16 protein-coding genes are annotated in these 13,747 nt (G+C 35.3%); 2 read left to right on the top strand and 14 right to left on the bottom strand.

Annotated elements, in window-relative coordinates:
• Positions 1-140 precede the first annotated feature (140 nt).
• Together MTZ49_RS01410 and nfi are read left to right on the top strand one after the other, a co-directional pair.
• Positions 141-1,058, top strand: coding sequence for a DMT family transporter (locus MTZ49_RS01410; protein WP_264746638.1), 918 nt, complete (start codon positions 141-143; stop codon positions 1,056-1,058).
• A gap of 21 nt (positions 1,059-1,079) precedes the next feature.
• Entirely contained in the window at positions 1,080-1,778 is a 699-nt protein-coding gene (gene nfi / locus MTZ49_RS01415; RefSeq protein WP_264746639.1) for a deoxyribonuclease V, read from the top strand.
• 103 nt (positions 1,779-1,881) lie between these two features.
• On the opposite strand, the gene MTZ49_RS01420 is transcribed toward nfi, so the two are convergent.
• The 14 genes from MTZ49_RS01420 to MTZ49_RS01485 form a co-directional block, all read right to left on the bottom strand.
• The gene (locus MTZ49_RS01420) at positions 1,882-2,091 is read right to left on the bottom strand and encodes a hypothetical protein (RefSeq protein ID WP_264746640.1); all 210 of its coding nucleotides are present in this window, start codon (positions 2,089-2,091) and stop codon (positions 1,882-1,884) included.
• A 192-nt stretch (positions 2,092-2,283) separates the two neighbouring features.
• The gene (locus tag MTZ49_RS01425) at positions 2,284-2,679 is read right to left on the bottom strand and encodes a pilin (protein WP_264746641.1); all 396 of its coding nucleotides are present in this window, start codon (positions 2,677-2,679) and stop codon (positions 2,284-2,286) included.
• Between the two features lie 78 nt (positions 2,680-2,757).
• Positions 2,758-3,363, bottom strand: coding sequence for a tetratricopeptide repeat protein (locus MTZ49_RS01430; protein WP_264746642.1), 606 nt, complete (start codon positions 3,361-3,363; stop codon positions 2,758-2,760).
• Positions 3,364-3,953: 590 nt separating this feature from the next.
• Entirely contained in the window at positions 3,954-4,169 is a 216-nt protein-coding gene (locus MTZ49_RS01435; protein WP_264746643.1) for a hypothetical protein, read from the bottom strand.
• 103 nt (positions 4,170-4,272) lie between these two features.
• Positions 4,273-4,848, bottom strand: a complete 576-nt coding sequence (locus MTZ49_RS01440; RefSeq protein ID WP_264746644.1) for a hypothetical protein — start codon at positions 4,846-4,848, stop codon at positions 4,273-4,275.
• A gap of 120 nt (positions 4,849-4,968) precedes the next feature.
• Positions 4,969-5,316, bottom strand: a complete 348-nt coding sequence (locus MTZ49_RS01445; RefSeq protein ID WP_264746645.1) for a YbbC/YhhH family protein — start codon at positions 5,314-5,316, stop codon at positions 4,969-4,971.
• A 190-nt stretch (positions 5,317-5,506) separates the two neighbouring features.
• Entirely contained in the window at positions 5,507-5,974 is a 468-nt protein-coding gene (locus MTZ49_RS01450) for a tetratricopeptide repeat protein (RefSeq protein ID WP_264746646.1), read from the bottom strand.
• Between the two features lie 222 nt (positions 5,975-6,196).
• Positions 6,197-6,544: a DUF4288 domain-containing protein gene (locus MTZ49_RS01455; RefSeq protein ID WP_264746647.1), complete on the bottom strand. Its 348-nt coding sequence runs from the start codon at positions 6,542-6,544 to the stop codon at positions 6,197-6,199.
• Between the two features lie 179 nt (positions 6,545-6,723).
• Positions 6,724-7,524 (bottom strand): hypothetical protein, encoded by an 801-nt coding sequence (locus MTZ49_RS01460; RefSeq protein WP_264746648.1) that lies wholly within the window; start codon positions 7,522-7,524, stop codon positions 6,724-6,726.
• Between the two features lie 441 nt (positions 7,525-7,965).
• Complete coding sequence (locus tag MTZ49_RS01465; RefSeq protein WP_264746649.1) at positions 7,966-10,755, bottom strand: LamG domain-containing protein; 2,790 nt, start codon at positions 10,753-10,755, stop codon at positions 7,966-7,968.
• A complete protein-coding gene (locus MTZ49_RS01470) occupies positions 10,755-11,009 on the bottom strand; it encodes a hypothetical protein (protein ID WP_264746650.1) in 255 nt (84 codons plus the stop codon). Before MTZ49_RS01470 ends, MTZ49_RS01465 begins: the two co-directional genes overlap by 1 nt.
• 4 nt (positions 11,010-11,013) lie before the next feature.
• Positions 11,014-11,244: a hypothetical protein gene (locus MTZ49_RS01475; RefSeq protein WP_264746651.1), complete on the bottom strand. Its 231-nt coding sequence runs from the start codon at positions 11,242-11,244 to the stop codon at positions 11,014-11,016.
• 13 nt (positions 11,245-11,257) lie between these two features.
• Complete coding sequence (locus MTZ49_RS01480) at positions 11,258-12,079, bottom strand: phage BR0599 family protein (RefSeq protein WP_264746652.1); 822 nt, start codon at positions 12,077-12,079, stop codon at positions 11,258-11,260.
• Positions 12,069-13,745 (bottom strand): hypothetical protein, encoded by a 1,677-nt coding sequence (locus MTZ49_RS01485; RefSeq protein ID WP_264746653.1) that lies wholly within the window; start codon positions 13,743-13,745, stop codon positions 12,069-12,071. The genes MTZ49_RS01480 and MTZ49_RS01485 overlap by 11 nt, the downstream gene beginning before the upstream one ends.
• Positions 13,746-13,747 lie beyond the last annotated feature (2 nt).

Genomic DNA, 13,747 nt, shown 5'->3' on the forward strand with positions numbered 1-13,747 from the left:
GTTACTATCGTCTTTACTATAAAACAGAGTTATCATAATAATCCTTTGTAAAACCAAATACTAACAGCCAACTACAATAGATAACTTATAGCTGACTTCTTTAGTATTCCCACTTTTTAAAATAAACATTAGAGCGTGTTATGCGTAAATCTGCTGATTTTTTTATGTTTCAAGTAATGCTTATACTTTGTGTTACTTGGGGATTACAACAAATCGCTATTAAACTAGTGGTGGGAGATATTGCTACCATTGTACAAGCCAGTCTACGCTCAGGTATTGCTGCTTTTTTAGTAGCTATTGTATTAGTTATTAAAGGAGGTTGGCAGCCTTCATGGCAAGGTACTTCTAAAGCAGGTATGGTGGTGGGATTACTATTTGCTAGTGAATTTTTATTTATTGCACTTGGTTTACAATATACCTCTGCCTCACACATGGCCGTATTTCTTTATACAGCTCCCATTTTTTCTGCCTTAGGATTAAACTTTTTTGTTGCCAGCGAACGCTTAAAGCCTTTGCAATGGCTTGGTATTACTGTCTGCTTTATTGGGGTACTAGTGGCTTTTGGTGGTAGCATTTCCTTTAGTGAAATGAATACCACGATATTACTAGGTGACTTATTTGGATTACTTGCAGGTATTGCATGGGGAGCAACTACGGTAGTAGTACGATCAACTAAACTCTCTGAAGCACCAGCCAGTCTAACTTTATTTTATCAACTATTTATTGCTTTTATTTCACTACTACTGATTGCATTAGTAACAGGACAATTTGCTACGTTTAACTTAACACCTATGTCTGTGAGTAGTTTACTGTTCCAAGGTGTTATTGTTTCTTTTGTCAGCTACTTAGTATGGTTCTGGTTACTACGCCAATATTTAGCCAATAATTTAGCCGTATTTTCTTTTATGACCCCTATGTTTGGTGTAACTTTTGGTGTATTAATACTAGGCGAAAAGCTTACAATTAACTTTATTATAGGCGCAATTCTTATTTTACTAGGTATCCTTCTAGTAAGTGGTGAGGCAGCATTAACACGTTTTATTAAAGGTTTAAATTAGTTAAAATAAACAGAGGTAACAATGATATTGCATCAATGGACACAAAACCCTCAAGAAGCAATTACTATACAAAAACAACTAGCATCGCAAGTGGAAAGAACAGACCAACTCCCTGCTACTATTAACTATATTGCAGGCGTAGATATAGGTTTTGAACAACAAAATGACACCACCTTAACCCGTGCAGTTATTGTCGTATTAGAATATCCCTCACTTAAAGTAGTGGACTATGCACTCCATCGTGAAGTAACAAGAATGCCCTATATCCCAGGGTTATTATCTTTTAGAGAAGTGCCAGCAGCTATTGCCGCCTTTCAGCAACTTAAACAACAACCAGACTTAATTATGGTAGATGGACAAGGCATTGCTCACCCTCGTCGTTTAGGCGTAGCCTCTCATCTAGGCTTATGGCTAGATATTCCTACTATTGGTGTGGCTAAAAAAAGACTCTGTGGAAAATACCAAACTGTTCCTGAACATAAAGGAAACTGGGTACCACTAGAAGATAAAGGAGAAACAATTGGTGCTGTATTGCGCTCAAAAGATAATATTAATCCACTCTTTATCTCTATAGGCCACCGTATTTGCTTAGATTCTGCGATTAATTGGGTAACTAATTGCTTAACAAAATACAAACTTCCTGAACCCACTAGACAAGCAGACCGTTTAGCATCAAGACGGGTAGCAGAAGAACGTATCTTTAAAGAATGGAATATATAGCTGTTTCTATATAATTTTAGACGAGGCGAATGACTGAAGACAGTACAACTAGTACGACAAAGTCATTCAACGACGTATAAAATTATAAGGCAATAGCTATAAATTAACGTTTTCTTGGTTTAAAGCGCTTAACAGACCAATATTCAAATGCTGTAAAAATAGCTACCAAAATAGCCACAATAGCTACTGTTTCCATTAACCATACCATTTTAAAAGTTAATGCGACAACAATAAGCACTAAACAAACAATAACCAATCGAATCCCTGATGTAATTAAAAGCCTCGAACGTCTAACACGTCGTCCAATCTTCATAGCTACTTGTTACCTTTTTTATTAATCTCATTGTTATTTTTAACATAATGGGAAATAAATGCAAGATTATAATAAGCGAAACAACGTTTAATTCAAATTATAATGCTTACTTAAAAATTAAGAGATTAACAAATCTATTAATCTCTTAACGTAAAATTTATTTTTGAATTTTTAAAAGAATCTTATCTAAACTTAATGGCATGCATTTATAATAGACTCGTACCATACATCTGTAGAACATTTCCAATATTTTACAGAGCGATCCTCATTAAAAACTGCCTCTAAAGTAAGCTTTTTTCCTCCAACCGTTGGGGATCGCTCAGCTATATTAGCCACTATTAAACAAGTATTTTCATCAATTCCTTTTTTTAAATTGATTACTGATAAAAATTTATTAACATGTTCTCCCTCCTCCTCAGGGCAATACCCATTATCTTTATAAAACTCCTCTACTTGTTTTTTAAATCTATTAGTTTCATTAAAAGCTTCTTTCATAATTCCTTTACTCATTTGATAGTAGTAAATCATAAAGACTAAAAATATTATTAAAAATATCAAAACTATCACCGCTATTTTTTTATATTTCATAATTAACTCTTAATAAATCTTTTTAATAATTTTCTTTATGATAATGATCTTTTTATACAAGTATTAAAAATACCTCTTTTATTCTTTATTTGTTAAATTTTCTAAATACTCTATAGCTACCCAAAAGCCTAAGTCAGCAGATCTTTTTATATAGTTTATTCCTTTAGAACGATTACTATCTAATACTAATAAATCCAATCCTTTCTGATATAACGCTTCTAAATGTTCTTGTGCAGCTGCTTTATCTAGCCAATATGACACTTTCTCATAATCTTTTGCTAAACCTGCCCAACCATATCTATATAGCCCTTGTAAATGAAATTGAGCTTCATCAAGCCCGCCCTCAGCCGCTTTAGTAATTAGAGCAACCGCCTTTTTATTATTAATTCCTATACATGAACCATACTGATATGCTCGCCCTAACTCCAATGTAGCTTCCAAATTACCATCATCGGAATATTTCTTTAAAAAAAATAGATACTTATCATTCCATTGGGATGATTGCAAACTATCCTTGAAAGGTTCATCTACTCTATAAATAAAGCTAAGCATTTCACAAGCTTCTGGAACGCCTTTATTTGCTAATTGCTCAAATAATTCAATGGATAACTGAATATTATCTTTGTTGTAAAAATCCATTGCTTTGTCATATTCTGCTATTAATTTAATATCTTGTAAGATCATAAGCTTCCATTAAAAAACCATGATATAGTTACTACTATATCATGGCACTTTTGTTTTGTAGTGGTGGTTTCTGTATTCAATGGGCCTTCATTAGCTAGTGTAGATTAAAAACATCATTAAAAATTGAGAAGTTTTTATACATATTTACTTCTCAATTTAAAATAACTATAGAAAAGTTATTTAAATATTATTTTAATTAATTATAAAAATCAAAATTTTAATGGATGTAAAATAGGCATTAACAAATATAAAAGAAAGGGTGAAAAAGCACAAGACAATGCAACAACTACCCCCAAAGCAGCTTCACTCAATTTATTGCAATATTTTACAATAATATTACCTATCAAAATATATAGTGATGATAAAAAAATAGCCACAAAAAACACCCCACTTAACATAAATAAACTTAGTATTAATAATATTAGCGAAGTGTAGATAAAAGTTTGAAATGTTTTTCGAGTCATTGTTGTACTCCATTTTTATAAGTTTTTCCCCAACCTATTCTTGAATCCCCCCCCAAATCATATTACTAAAACCAAAGCCTTGATACCCTCTAACATTTCTATTAGGAACTAAATGGCTTAAATCTCTTATAATATTATTTCCTTTTCTATTTCCTGTGGATTCATATTTATTGGCGCATCTATAGCTACTAAACCAACAAATGCATTTTGATCTATTTTATTTAAATTTATATTAGGAATTTCTAAGCTTTTTTTAACTTCTGGTAATAATGCTTCTGCAAAACATAGGTTTATTAAATTTAATACAATAACAGCATAGATAATAAAAATTTTAATTTTCATGCTCGCTTATCCTTAAAAGGATGAAGTAAAATTATTTATATTATGTTTATTATTTAGACATAAAGAAACTCAGATTTTATATAAGCAATTAAATTGCCTATTTTTACTTTAATAATATCCAAGCTGTCTCTTTACTAACTACACCTATTCTGTAACCATCTTTATGTGGTACACCTATTGTAAAACAAGCCTTAATTAATTTATTTTTTAAATCTTTATCTGTGACTACTCTCCCTGTTTTACTGTCTCTTAAATCTTCCAAATTAAACTCTAATTGATACTTTGCATATGGTTTTGTTACAAAAGGTTGTATGGTAGATATCACTGACATATTAATAGATACTCTAGAATAATTTTTTACTTCTTGTGTAGTAGTATCTTTTATATAAACATGAAAGCCTAAAGGATATACTCTTCCTAACCGACTAGTAGAATAAACATTATTTACTGGTATATTCTCAAGCTCATCTCTGTTATAACCAAAAGGATCATCAATTATAATAAAATCATCAGAAGTATTTTCAACAGCTAATACCACATTATAATTATTAAAATCAATTTCTATTGAAGGAATTAAACTCCTGTAATTTTTATTATTATAATTTTCACATTCTCCCTCTCCATTACAAATATTAATTGTACAAAACAGTAATATACTGATTAGTAATTTATTTAACATCTGTTTTTCTCCCATTGACTTTATTCTTGGCAGTTCAATTATCATAAGAGTAATTATAATTTCAGTAACTTGCTAAACTAAACTTAGTTATCCTAGAAAATTATCTAGGATAACTATAGTTTATCGATCGTGCATTAACCCAATAACTTTACCATCAGTTTTAGAAATTACTATTAAAAATGTACCACCTGCAGTAAGAATTGGTTGTTGTAAAATCTGGCCCGTTATTATCCATTCATTTTGATTATCTGCTATAAGATAAGGTTTTTGCTCATTAGCAACTTTCTCTCCATAATAGTTTTTTATATAAATTTCGGCTAAATCTAATGCCATTACTTTAGAACTAACTAACTCCTTCTCTCCTATCTCATTATTTTCTTCTAGGTATCTCTTATCTAAAAGTTCTAATGCATAACTATTGGTAGGTATAACTGTTGATTTCTGAGCATAGGCAGAGCATGAAATCATAATCACCAATAATATAACAAATATTCCTTTTTTGAATTTAATTAAATTAGTTATCAATCGTTATTTTCTCTAAACATATTATTTATTGGGTATTTTTTTATATTTTATACCCAAAAGTATTTGATATTCCATTAAACACTAAAAGGTAACTCTGAACTCATCCTCTTAAATACTGTAATATTGTATCAATTTACTTTCTAAAACTATCTAAATACTCTATAGCTACCCAAAAGCCTAAGTCAGCAGATCTTTTTATATAGTTTATTCCTTTAGAACGATTACTATCTAATACTAATAAATCCAATCCTTTCTGATATAACGCTTCTAAATGTTCTTGTGCAGCTGCTTTATCTAGCCAATATGACACTTTCTCATAATCTTTTGCTAAACCTGCCCAACCATATCTATATAGCCCTTGTAAATGAAATTGAGCTTCATCAAGCCCGCCCTCAGCCGCTTTAGTAATTAGAGCAACCGCCTTTTTATTATTAATTCCTATACATGAACCATACTGATATGCTCGCCCTAACTCCAATGTAGCTTCCAAATTACCATCATCGGAATATTTCTTTAAAAAAAATAGATACTTATCATTCCATTGGGATGATTGCAAACTATCCTTGAAAGGTTCATCTACTCTATAAATAAAGCTAAGCATTTCACAAGCTTCTGGAACGCCTTTATTTGCTAATTGCTCAAATAATTCATATGGATAACTGAATATTATCTTTGTTATAAAAATCCATTACTTTCTCATATTGTATTTTTTGCTGATTATCTTTTAAGATCATAAATCACCATAAATAGTTATAAGATACCCCCTAGTTATTAATAGGGGGTAATAAAATATCCATAAATAATGGCATTAATAACTGAAGCTTTAACTCTCAAACGGTGTTAACAAGCTTTTGCCTTCTTCTGGACGTAAAAATCGAGAAAAAACTTCACATCCTTCACCAATCTCTTCATCAAGTATTTGATAGCAATTCGCTACACCAATAAAACGCCATTGGCAATGCTCGTTATAACTATTGGAGTATTCAATTTCTTTCTTTTTACCAAGTAAAATAGCCTTTTCTATAGCATCTTCTGATGACAACGCATCAATAAGAAGTATACTTTCCTCCCAACTGCCGTCATTTGTTATTTTTTGATTATTTATATCCATTTCATAAATCAGACTTACTGTAAACCAAATATGTTGATTGCATACTATCTTTGTATTCATCTAAATACCTCCAAATAATATTATTTTTTGAATCTATTATCATTTATTAATTTCCATGCTGTTTTTGCTCTTTCTGTAGCGCGGTTTCATATTTGAACGGTTTTTCTTTCATATTTAAAGCTTAACTACTTTTTCACTATATGCAAATCTTTTTCAAATTTTAGCATTAAGCCCAGTTTTTAGCTGGGCTTTTTTAGTCTATTTACTTTTATTGACCTACTGGGTAGTGGTTGGTTTGGTTTTGGATATGGTAGCGGTTTTACTTTGCAACGTGCTATCCATGATCTTTTAATAAAGTAAATGTATCTAAATTGTGTTAGCGATTGCCGCTTTGCTTTAGATAGGTTATCCATTAAATGCTTATCCCTTGGGCAAGGGTTAGCTTTGCGTACACTTAATAGCATAGAGTGATAAGTTTCACCATTAAGCTCATAAAAGTGTGTCTTATGATGACCAAAGTATAAGAAGTTTGCCGCTTGATATACTACGCCTAAACAGCCGCAGCGTTCATCTGCGAATGATTGTATCCAACCAACCATAGGGCAGGCTTTTTTAATGTACTTAATAGCATAGCTTATGGCCTTACTTTCGCTGTTCCTTGGGGCTATGTCATCTAACCACATTCTATTAAGCTCTAAATAGTCACCTTGTTTAGTGCCTGTTACTATCTTTTCTAAGCCGTATTTTGTTTGGTTTAACATATAGCCGAACTGTAGTACGCCACGCATTATGCCATCTACATATACGCCTAAATGAATATAAGAGTTATTAACTATTCGCTTTGAATAGTGGTTAGCTATAATAATTTCACGGGCTAATTTTGAAGGAATAATAGCTACATAAAAGTCTTTATTACCAAAGCCTGCTATTGCTTCTGTACCTTTTATATAGTCTATTTGTTGGGTTATTGGCGCTTTAAAGATACCTGGCGCTTTTGGGTGGTGGTTGGGTTTTCGTGCCATTACTGCGATCTCTGGCACTTTGAGCGCTCGTACTGATTAGGCTAGTTTGCCTGTAAGATTAAGTTATTAATTGATTTACTTATACGGCATTTAATAGATAGCTGGGTAAAGTCGTTATTGCTTTTAGCTATAGCTAATAAATGGTCGCAATGATTACACCTAATTTCGTTAGTATTGTGGCTAATAATGTTAGTTTGTACTTGCTTACACTTGCGGCATTTAATCTCAGTACTTACAGCATTATTAGCCAGTTTAACTTTAGCTAGTAAGTAGTTACACTCACTACGAAAGTCTAGTATTTTCATGACTGCAAAACCTTTTCATAATATAAAAGTTTATGTTAGCCTTTACGCCCCTAGGGGGTTTAGGCAGCTTTGCAGGCTGGTTCTGCTTAGCAACTTACTTAATGTGTTACAGCACGTTAAGTAAGTGCCTATTCTCTCTAGTTGTTTATCTCCTTTAGTTATAGTTAAAAGTTATATTATGTGCCTGATAGCTTGTTAAACCATCACGCACCGCTTCAAGTTCAACCCGTATAGAACCACTTACGCTGCTTTCAATGTCGTAAGGTTCAGTAGTTGGCGTAAAATTAGCAGTAAAGCGCGCTAATCCTTTAGTCACTCGAACTTGGTCAATATTACCGCTAAAATCATAATTTACATTACGGTTATTCACTTGCGCGCCAATTGCTGTAATATTAGTAATAGCGTCATAATTCACATTATTATTCGCGGTTGTTTCTAATCGACCATCAACAAACAGCCTTAAAACACCATTAGCTCGAGTTACTGCGATATGGTGCCATTCGCCATTAACTAAATTACTAGTACCACGTACATAAGAACCGCCATTATTATAAGAGTAGAAATTAAGCTGCCCTGTACTGCCTATATTCATCTGATAACTTCTAACCCCTGAAATATTATAAAAGTTATCTATTACTATACGGTCTCTACCATTTGTAGTGCTTAATTTTACCCATGCCTCAATAGTAAAATCATTTAAACCAAAAGCAAAAGCGGCGGTATTAGTAGTTTGTAGCCAAGCATTGCCAGCTAATTTTAAGCTAGCATTACCTACTTTATAATCAGTAGTATCAAAACTAGCATTACCTGAGATAGTCCAAAGTCGGCCAGTTTTATCTATTTCATTATCTAGCACTAATACAGATACATCATTAATGCCACCAATAACGGTAAGATTATAATTATTAGCTGTTATGCCCGTTTCGCTTATCATAAGTTCATTATTAAAATACGCCCGTAAGTTATAAGTTGTGCCGTCTTCGGCTGCAATATCGCCTACCGTTGTATCGATTAATTGATCTGCTTGTAATAAACGGTTTCTTTCTACCCAACTAATATTAATAGGATTAGTAGTTACTGAGGATGGATAGCTGATACCATTAATTTTAACGTTTGCGGGTGGGTATGGCTTAGCTTGGCGGCTTTGTAGTGTGATAGTTTCAAGTGGTGCTGCGCTTTCTTCTAGTTGCTCAGTGCCTGTATTACTTAATAGCTTAGCTTCTACTATTAAACCTGTATTATATTCTGCTGGGTCTATAGTTTCGTAACCATCGTAGAACCAAATAACAGCCGCCTTATTATGCTTAATGGGTACAGTATCAGCACAACCGCGAGCTATTAATAGTTGTTTATTAACAAGGTCTATACCGTCAATACGTACTATTTCACTATTAATAATAGCGGCTGTACCTATTTCTACATCTTCTAATAGTGAATAGTCATCAATGCTTATAGTTTTAGTTAAGTAATCAATATCAGTGGCTAAAGTAGCGGTAGGACACCACGCGCCCAAGTCGTCTACTTGGTTAAAACTAGTAGCCCCTTTCACCCGTGAAAGTAAGTTATAGCTTCTACATGAATTATTAGGACTATCAGCCACCACAAAATAAAAAGCGGCTGTATTGTCTACCAGTTGCAAGTTGGCTGGGTCGATCACCCCGGCTAACTCCCTATAAGGCGCTTCTATTAATAAGCGTTTAGTTATTGGCGCTGGTGGTAGTGGTTGCTCTTGGCCGGGGTTCTCTGGGGTTGGGTTAAATGCTATTTTTGGTAAGCCCCATACATCCTGTAAGCAGGACATAGTAATAGCACCGTCTGTAATAAATTTTTCTGTTATCTTTTCCGCACGAACCACAATATCTATATTATTGACACGTTTAAGGGTTTTAATTCTAAAGGGTTGACCATTAACAATGCCACTGGCTCTGCGGTCTAGTTTAATGGTGCAGCGCTTTAAACTGCTATTTTTAGCTTTAAGATCACGATAAGCTAAACGGGTGGCAAGCTCGCCCGTTGGTGTCGCTAAATAGTCTACGGTTTCAACACTGCGGCCACCTTGGGCTTGGGCAATAGCTGGATTGTTAGCCATTACTGAACATTCCGCAAAAGTGATAGCGTCGGTATATTTTACAATAACTTGGCTGGGTACTTCGGTATTATTCGAGCTATCGAACTTAAGTTCTAGTAGCCCCGTATCTTCGGTAAATACGGGCAATTCGTCTAAATTATAATTATCCCTAATTAAAGTAATAGTAGTAAGCCCAGTTAGTGGGTGGGTATCTAATCTAGCCCCTATATGGTCGCAGATCGTATCCCTAAACTTGGCTAGCTCGTCAGTTATTTTCCATTCAATGCATAAACCAAAGCCCTCATTATAAAGGGTATCAGCAGCCGCTTTAAAAGCAGTATCATCCATAGTGGCGCGTGCTTCGCCTGCGCCCCAACTATCACTAATATAACTTTCATACAGCATGTGGGCTGGGTTCATGGCGTGTATTTGGCCATTAGCTAAGCTAATAAGCGCTTTTTCAGGATACCAAGGGTTTTCATTAGGCCATTTAGCAAATATGCGTCTGTGGCCTATCTCCCATGTTTTAGGATAAGGGTTCATTGCACAAAGCCAGCCATCAAACACTAAACTAACAAAGCCCCTAAACGCTGGAATAGCTGCACCAAAAGTAGCCGCTAATAAGCTATGGCGCGGTTGATCTGCACCACCAAATAAGGCAGATAACGTGCCAACTATACCGCCCTCGGCCTTTTCACCACCAAATAAATTAGGGTTATTAATGCTCACCGTTGAATTAGTTTTAATTGAACCACTCCATGCGGTTTTACCACCTACCTTAATTAGATAAATTTCATCAGACGCTAAACCAACGCCCATGTGCATAGTTGCCCCATACCAATAGCCTATAACTTGCTTTTTAGATTTACCGCCCATTATTTATACTCCGCCACTGCTTCGGTTAATGCTTGGTTACTTTGACTGGGGGCTTGGTTACGGGCGAACTCTACTAAATTAATGGCTAAAGCATTATTTGTAGCAAGTAGCTTTTCTTCTTCGATACCATTCGCTACAAAGTCTGCCCAGTCGAGGCCATGACGCTTAAAAAATGCCCTGCTAGCAGTAGCACAGTAACCACTTTTGGCCGTCCAAGTGCTTGTACTTCTTAAGTGCTGTATAGTGATAATCATCGTATTAACCCTTTTTACTGCCTTTAGTTTTAATGGCTTTAGTTCTAAAGCCGCCAGTACCCAATATAATAAAATCCTTAGTCAATACTTGACCAAAGGCTATAGACTTAGGTGTGCCATCGTCACACTTTGGGAACGCTTCACTATTAAAGGCTTGCGGCTTTTGTTTAGGGGTTTTAGGGCGGTTAAATAAGGAAATTACCACCATTACCGCTACAGCTATTAATGACCACATAATAATAAACTCCTTACCAGACTGGATTACCGTCAAAGATTGAGCGCCCTTGTATATGGGGGCAGGCTTGCATATTTAATAAATTATCGAATTTGTTTTGGCATGTGCTGGTTGCTTGGTTGCAACCGGGGAAAAGGTTAATAGCTTGGCCTAGGTTTAAATTAACGCCTCCGCCCCAAACAATAAGCGTTGCGCCTTGGTGATTTTCAATATAACGTCGGTCTAGTTCGCCACTACCCACATCAAATTGAATAAAACCACCATTAAACCAGCCATCAGGATAGTTGGCGGCCTGTATTACTTGAATACTACTAGTGCTAATCTGTTGTACTGTGCCATTTACGCGGTATAGCTCTTTATTTACTTTGCATTTTGTATCATAAATGACCGCGTCACATTGCCTAGCATAAACTTGGGTAGCCCCCGGTTTATTAGCTAGTGAAGCATTAGGGGTGCAGATTATTTTCACTTGGTCTATTTCTGAGTTGTTAATACCATTAATAGCTCCATACCAACACTGTATTAATTTTTCTGTGTTTCGGTGGGCGTTATAGACGGTTAAATATATGCGATTGCTAGGCGCTTGCTCATTATATAGTTTAGCTATGGCAATAGTAGCTGGGGCGATCACTGTAAAATTATCCGTTTGGCTACCGTTACTACGAATAATACCACTATCACTAATACCACCCGTTAAAGCTAAGAACCGCATATTATTACGGGTTATGGCTTCTGAACTAGTATTATATAACCATGTTAAAGCGCCTCTACTGAACTTATAACAGCGTATAGGCTCACGGTCTGCTAATGAATTTTCGATAGTTTCATAACTCATTATCTCTAACCCTTTTAAATGTAATTTTTGAAGCGGCCACGCCCTCGCTATCGGTCATGTGATCTATTTCGACACGATCACTATTTAAGCGACACAAGCGCATAAAACAAACGCGCATAATCTGCTTAGGTTCGATTATTTGCCCTAGAGAACTATCAAGGGTTAATTGTTCCGTACCGTCATTTAATACGGCTGCGTTAGTGATCTGACGATAAAACACCTCACCGCTACAGAGATAAATAGCTATGTGCTGTTTATCGGTATCATTAACCGCATAACGGCTATAGCCACATTCAGTAATAGTTATAAGTGGTTCAGTAGCAGCTATTCGGGCTACTACCGTTAAGTCGTCTGCGTGGCTAGGTATCCAGATAGCTTTTTGGCGGCCTTTTAAATAGTACAGTAAGCTTTTATAGCTGGCGCGATCTTCACGGCCTAACGCTTGCCATTTATAAGACTGTATTAAGAAGCTAAAGCCGCTAGTATCAGTGACTAGGGGTAATGCCATCTTATTATCTAAAGTAATTAATAAGCGTTGATATTCGTTTGTTAAATCCTCGCTTTCTTCGGGTCGTAGCTCAAACACTGGATAATTTAAATAACTAGCAGTAGGTGCTATAGCTGTATATGGGCTAGTTTCGGCTAGTTGAAATTCAATATTAACGGTTTGTAAGTTGTCGGTTTTGCGTACTAGCTGCGGTGTACTATTAAACCGTGCAACTCTTAGCGGATAAATACGCGTACCACGCGCCCAATCATTTAATAAGGGTCTACGTAGGTTTAAACCATCATTAGTAATGGTGGTAATTTCGACGATCTCATAAGTGAAAGGGTCGCGCCATAATATAGCTAGACCATTTTCTAAAAAGTCCATGTGTTCAGTAGTACAGCTTATAAAGCTATCGCCTGTTGTAAGTGGCTGTTTACTTATTTGAATATATGGCCATAACGGAATAGCCCAATTTTTTGCGGACCAGCTCATCATATTGTTAAATAACTGGCGTTCTTTTTGGTGCAAAATAAAATCAGTTTTAAAATAGCGGCGTGGTGTTAAATACAAGGCGCTACGCTGTTCTACGCCACTTTCACTGGTTAAAATATCGGTTGACCATTCTAAGCGCTCGGTTACACCGTCCGACCAATCAGCACGGAAAGTAAAAGCGGTTACTCTATTACCTGTTATATGTATGCTAGGGCTTTCGCTGTCAAATACCCAACTAATATTATTATCAATATTGGGCGCACCATCTGGCGTAATAGTAAGCTTGTAGTATTTCTCTTGTAATGGCGTAAAAGTATAGGGCGCAGTCTGTCCATCTAATACCATACCTTCAGTAAGTCCGCTAATAGCGGTTAGTCGTTTACTAGTAAAGTAAGCATTCCAAAGATAAATATCATGTTCTTGGCTGCTAACAATATTACCCAAGTCTAAGCTGGTGGGTACTATATGCACTCTAAAATAAAAATCATTAAAATAGCAGGGCAATAACTGGCCTTTAATAGCTCGGCCTGCTGGCTGGTTATTACCGCGTTTAACCTTGCCAGCCCCTAAGCTATTAATAATATTGGTACTATAAGGAAACCAGCCGCCTTGCTCTGGGTACTTAACAATATTAGGGCTTGCAGTGCCAATAGCGGTGGGTAGTAGTTGACCAGTTTTAGCCATGT

Origin of the sequence: Entomomonas sp. E2T0 (assembly GCF_025985425.1) — a bacterium.
Taxonomy (GTDB): Bacteria; Pseudomonadota; Gammaproteobacteria; order Pseudomonadales; family Pseudomonadaceae; genus Entomomonas.

Excerpts from the sequence above, each read along its gene's own strand:
- MTZ49_RS01410 (WP_264746638.1), top strand. The coding sequence starts at position 141 with ATGCGTAAATCTGCTGATTTTTTTATGTTTCAAGTAATGCTTATACTT.
- nfi (WP_264746639.1), top strand. The coding sequence starts at position 1,080 with ATGATATTGCATCAATGGACACAAAACCCTCAAGAAGCAATTACTATA.
- MTZ49_RS01420 (WP_264746640.1), bottom strand. The coding sequence starts at position 2,091 with ATGAAGATTGGACGACGTGTTAGACGTTCGAGGCTTTTAATTACATCA.
- MTZ49_RS01425 (WP_264746641.1), bottom strand. The coding sequence starts at position 2,679 with ATGAAATATAAAAAAATAGCGGTGATAGTTTTGATATTTTTAATAATA.
- MTZ49_RS01430 (WP_264746642.1), bottom strand. The coding sequence starts at position 3,363 with ATGATCTTACAAGATATTAAATTAATAGCAGAATATGACAAAGCAATG.
- MTZ49_RS01435 (WP_264746643.1), bottom strand. The coding sequence starts at position 4,169 with ATGAAAATTAAAATTTTTATTATCTATGCTGTTATTGTATTAAATTTA.
- MTZ49_RS01440 (WP_264746644.1), bottom strand. The coding sequence starts at position 4,848 with ATGTTAAATAAATTACTAATCAGTATATTACTGTTTTGTACAATTAAT.
- MTZ49_RS01445 (WP_264746645.1), bottom strand. The coding sequence starts at position 5,316 with ATGATTTCATGCTCTGCCTATGCTCAGAAATCAACAGTTATACCTACC.
- MTZ49_RS01450 (WP_264746646.1), bottom strand. The coding sequence starts at position 5,974 with ATGCTTAGCTTTATTTATAGAGTAGATGAACCTTTCAAGGATAGTTTG.
- MTZ49_RS01455 (WP_264746647.1), bottom strand. The coding sequence starts at position 6,544 with ATGAATACAAAGATAGTATGCAATCAACATATTTGGTTTACAGTAAGT.
- MTZ49_RS01465 (WP_264746649.1), bottom strand. The coding sequence starts at position 10,755 with ATGGGCGGTAAATCTAAAAAGCAAGTTATAGGCTATTGGTATGGGGCA.
- MTZ49_RS01470 (WP_264746650.1), bottom strand. The coding sequence starts at position 11,009 with ATGATTATCACTATACAGCACTTAAGAAGTACAAGCACTTGGACGGCC.
- MTZ49_RS01475 (WP_264746651.1), bottom strand. The coding sequence starts at position 11,244 with ATGTGGTCATTAATAGCTGTAGCGGTAATGGTGGTAATTTCCTTATTT.
- MTZ49_RS01480 (WP_264746652.1), bottom strand. The coding sequence starts at position 12,079 with ATGAGTTATGAAACTATCGAAAATTCATTAGCAGACCGTGAGCCTATA.
- MTZ49_RS01485 (WP_264746653.1), bottom strand. The coding sequence starts at position 13,745 with ATGGCTAAAACTGGTCAACTACTACCCACCGCTATTGGCACTGCAAGC.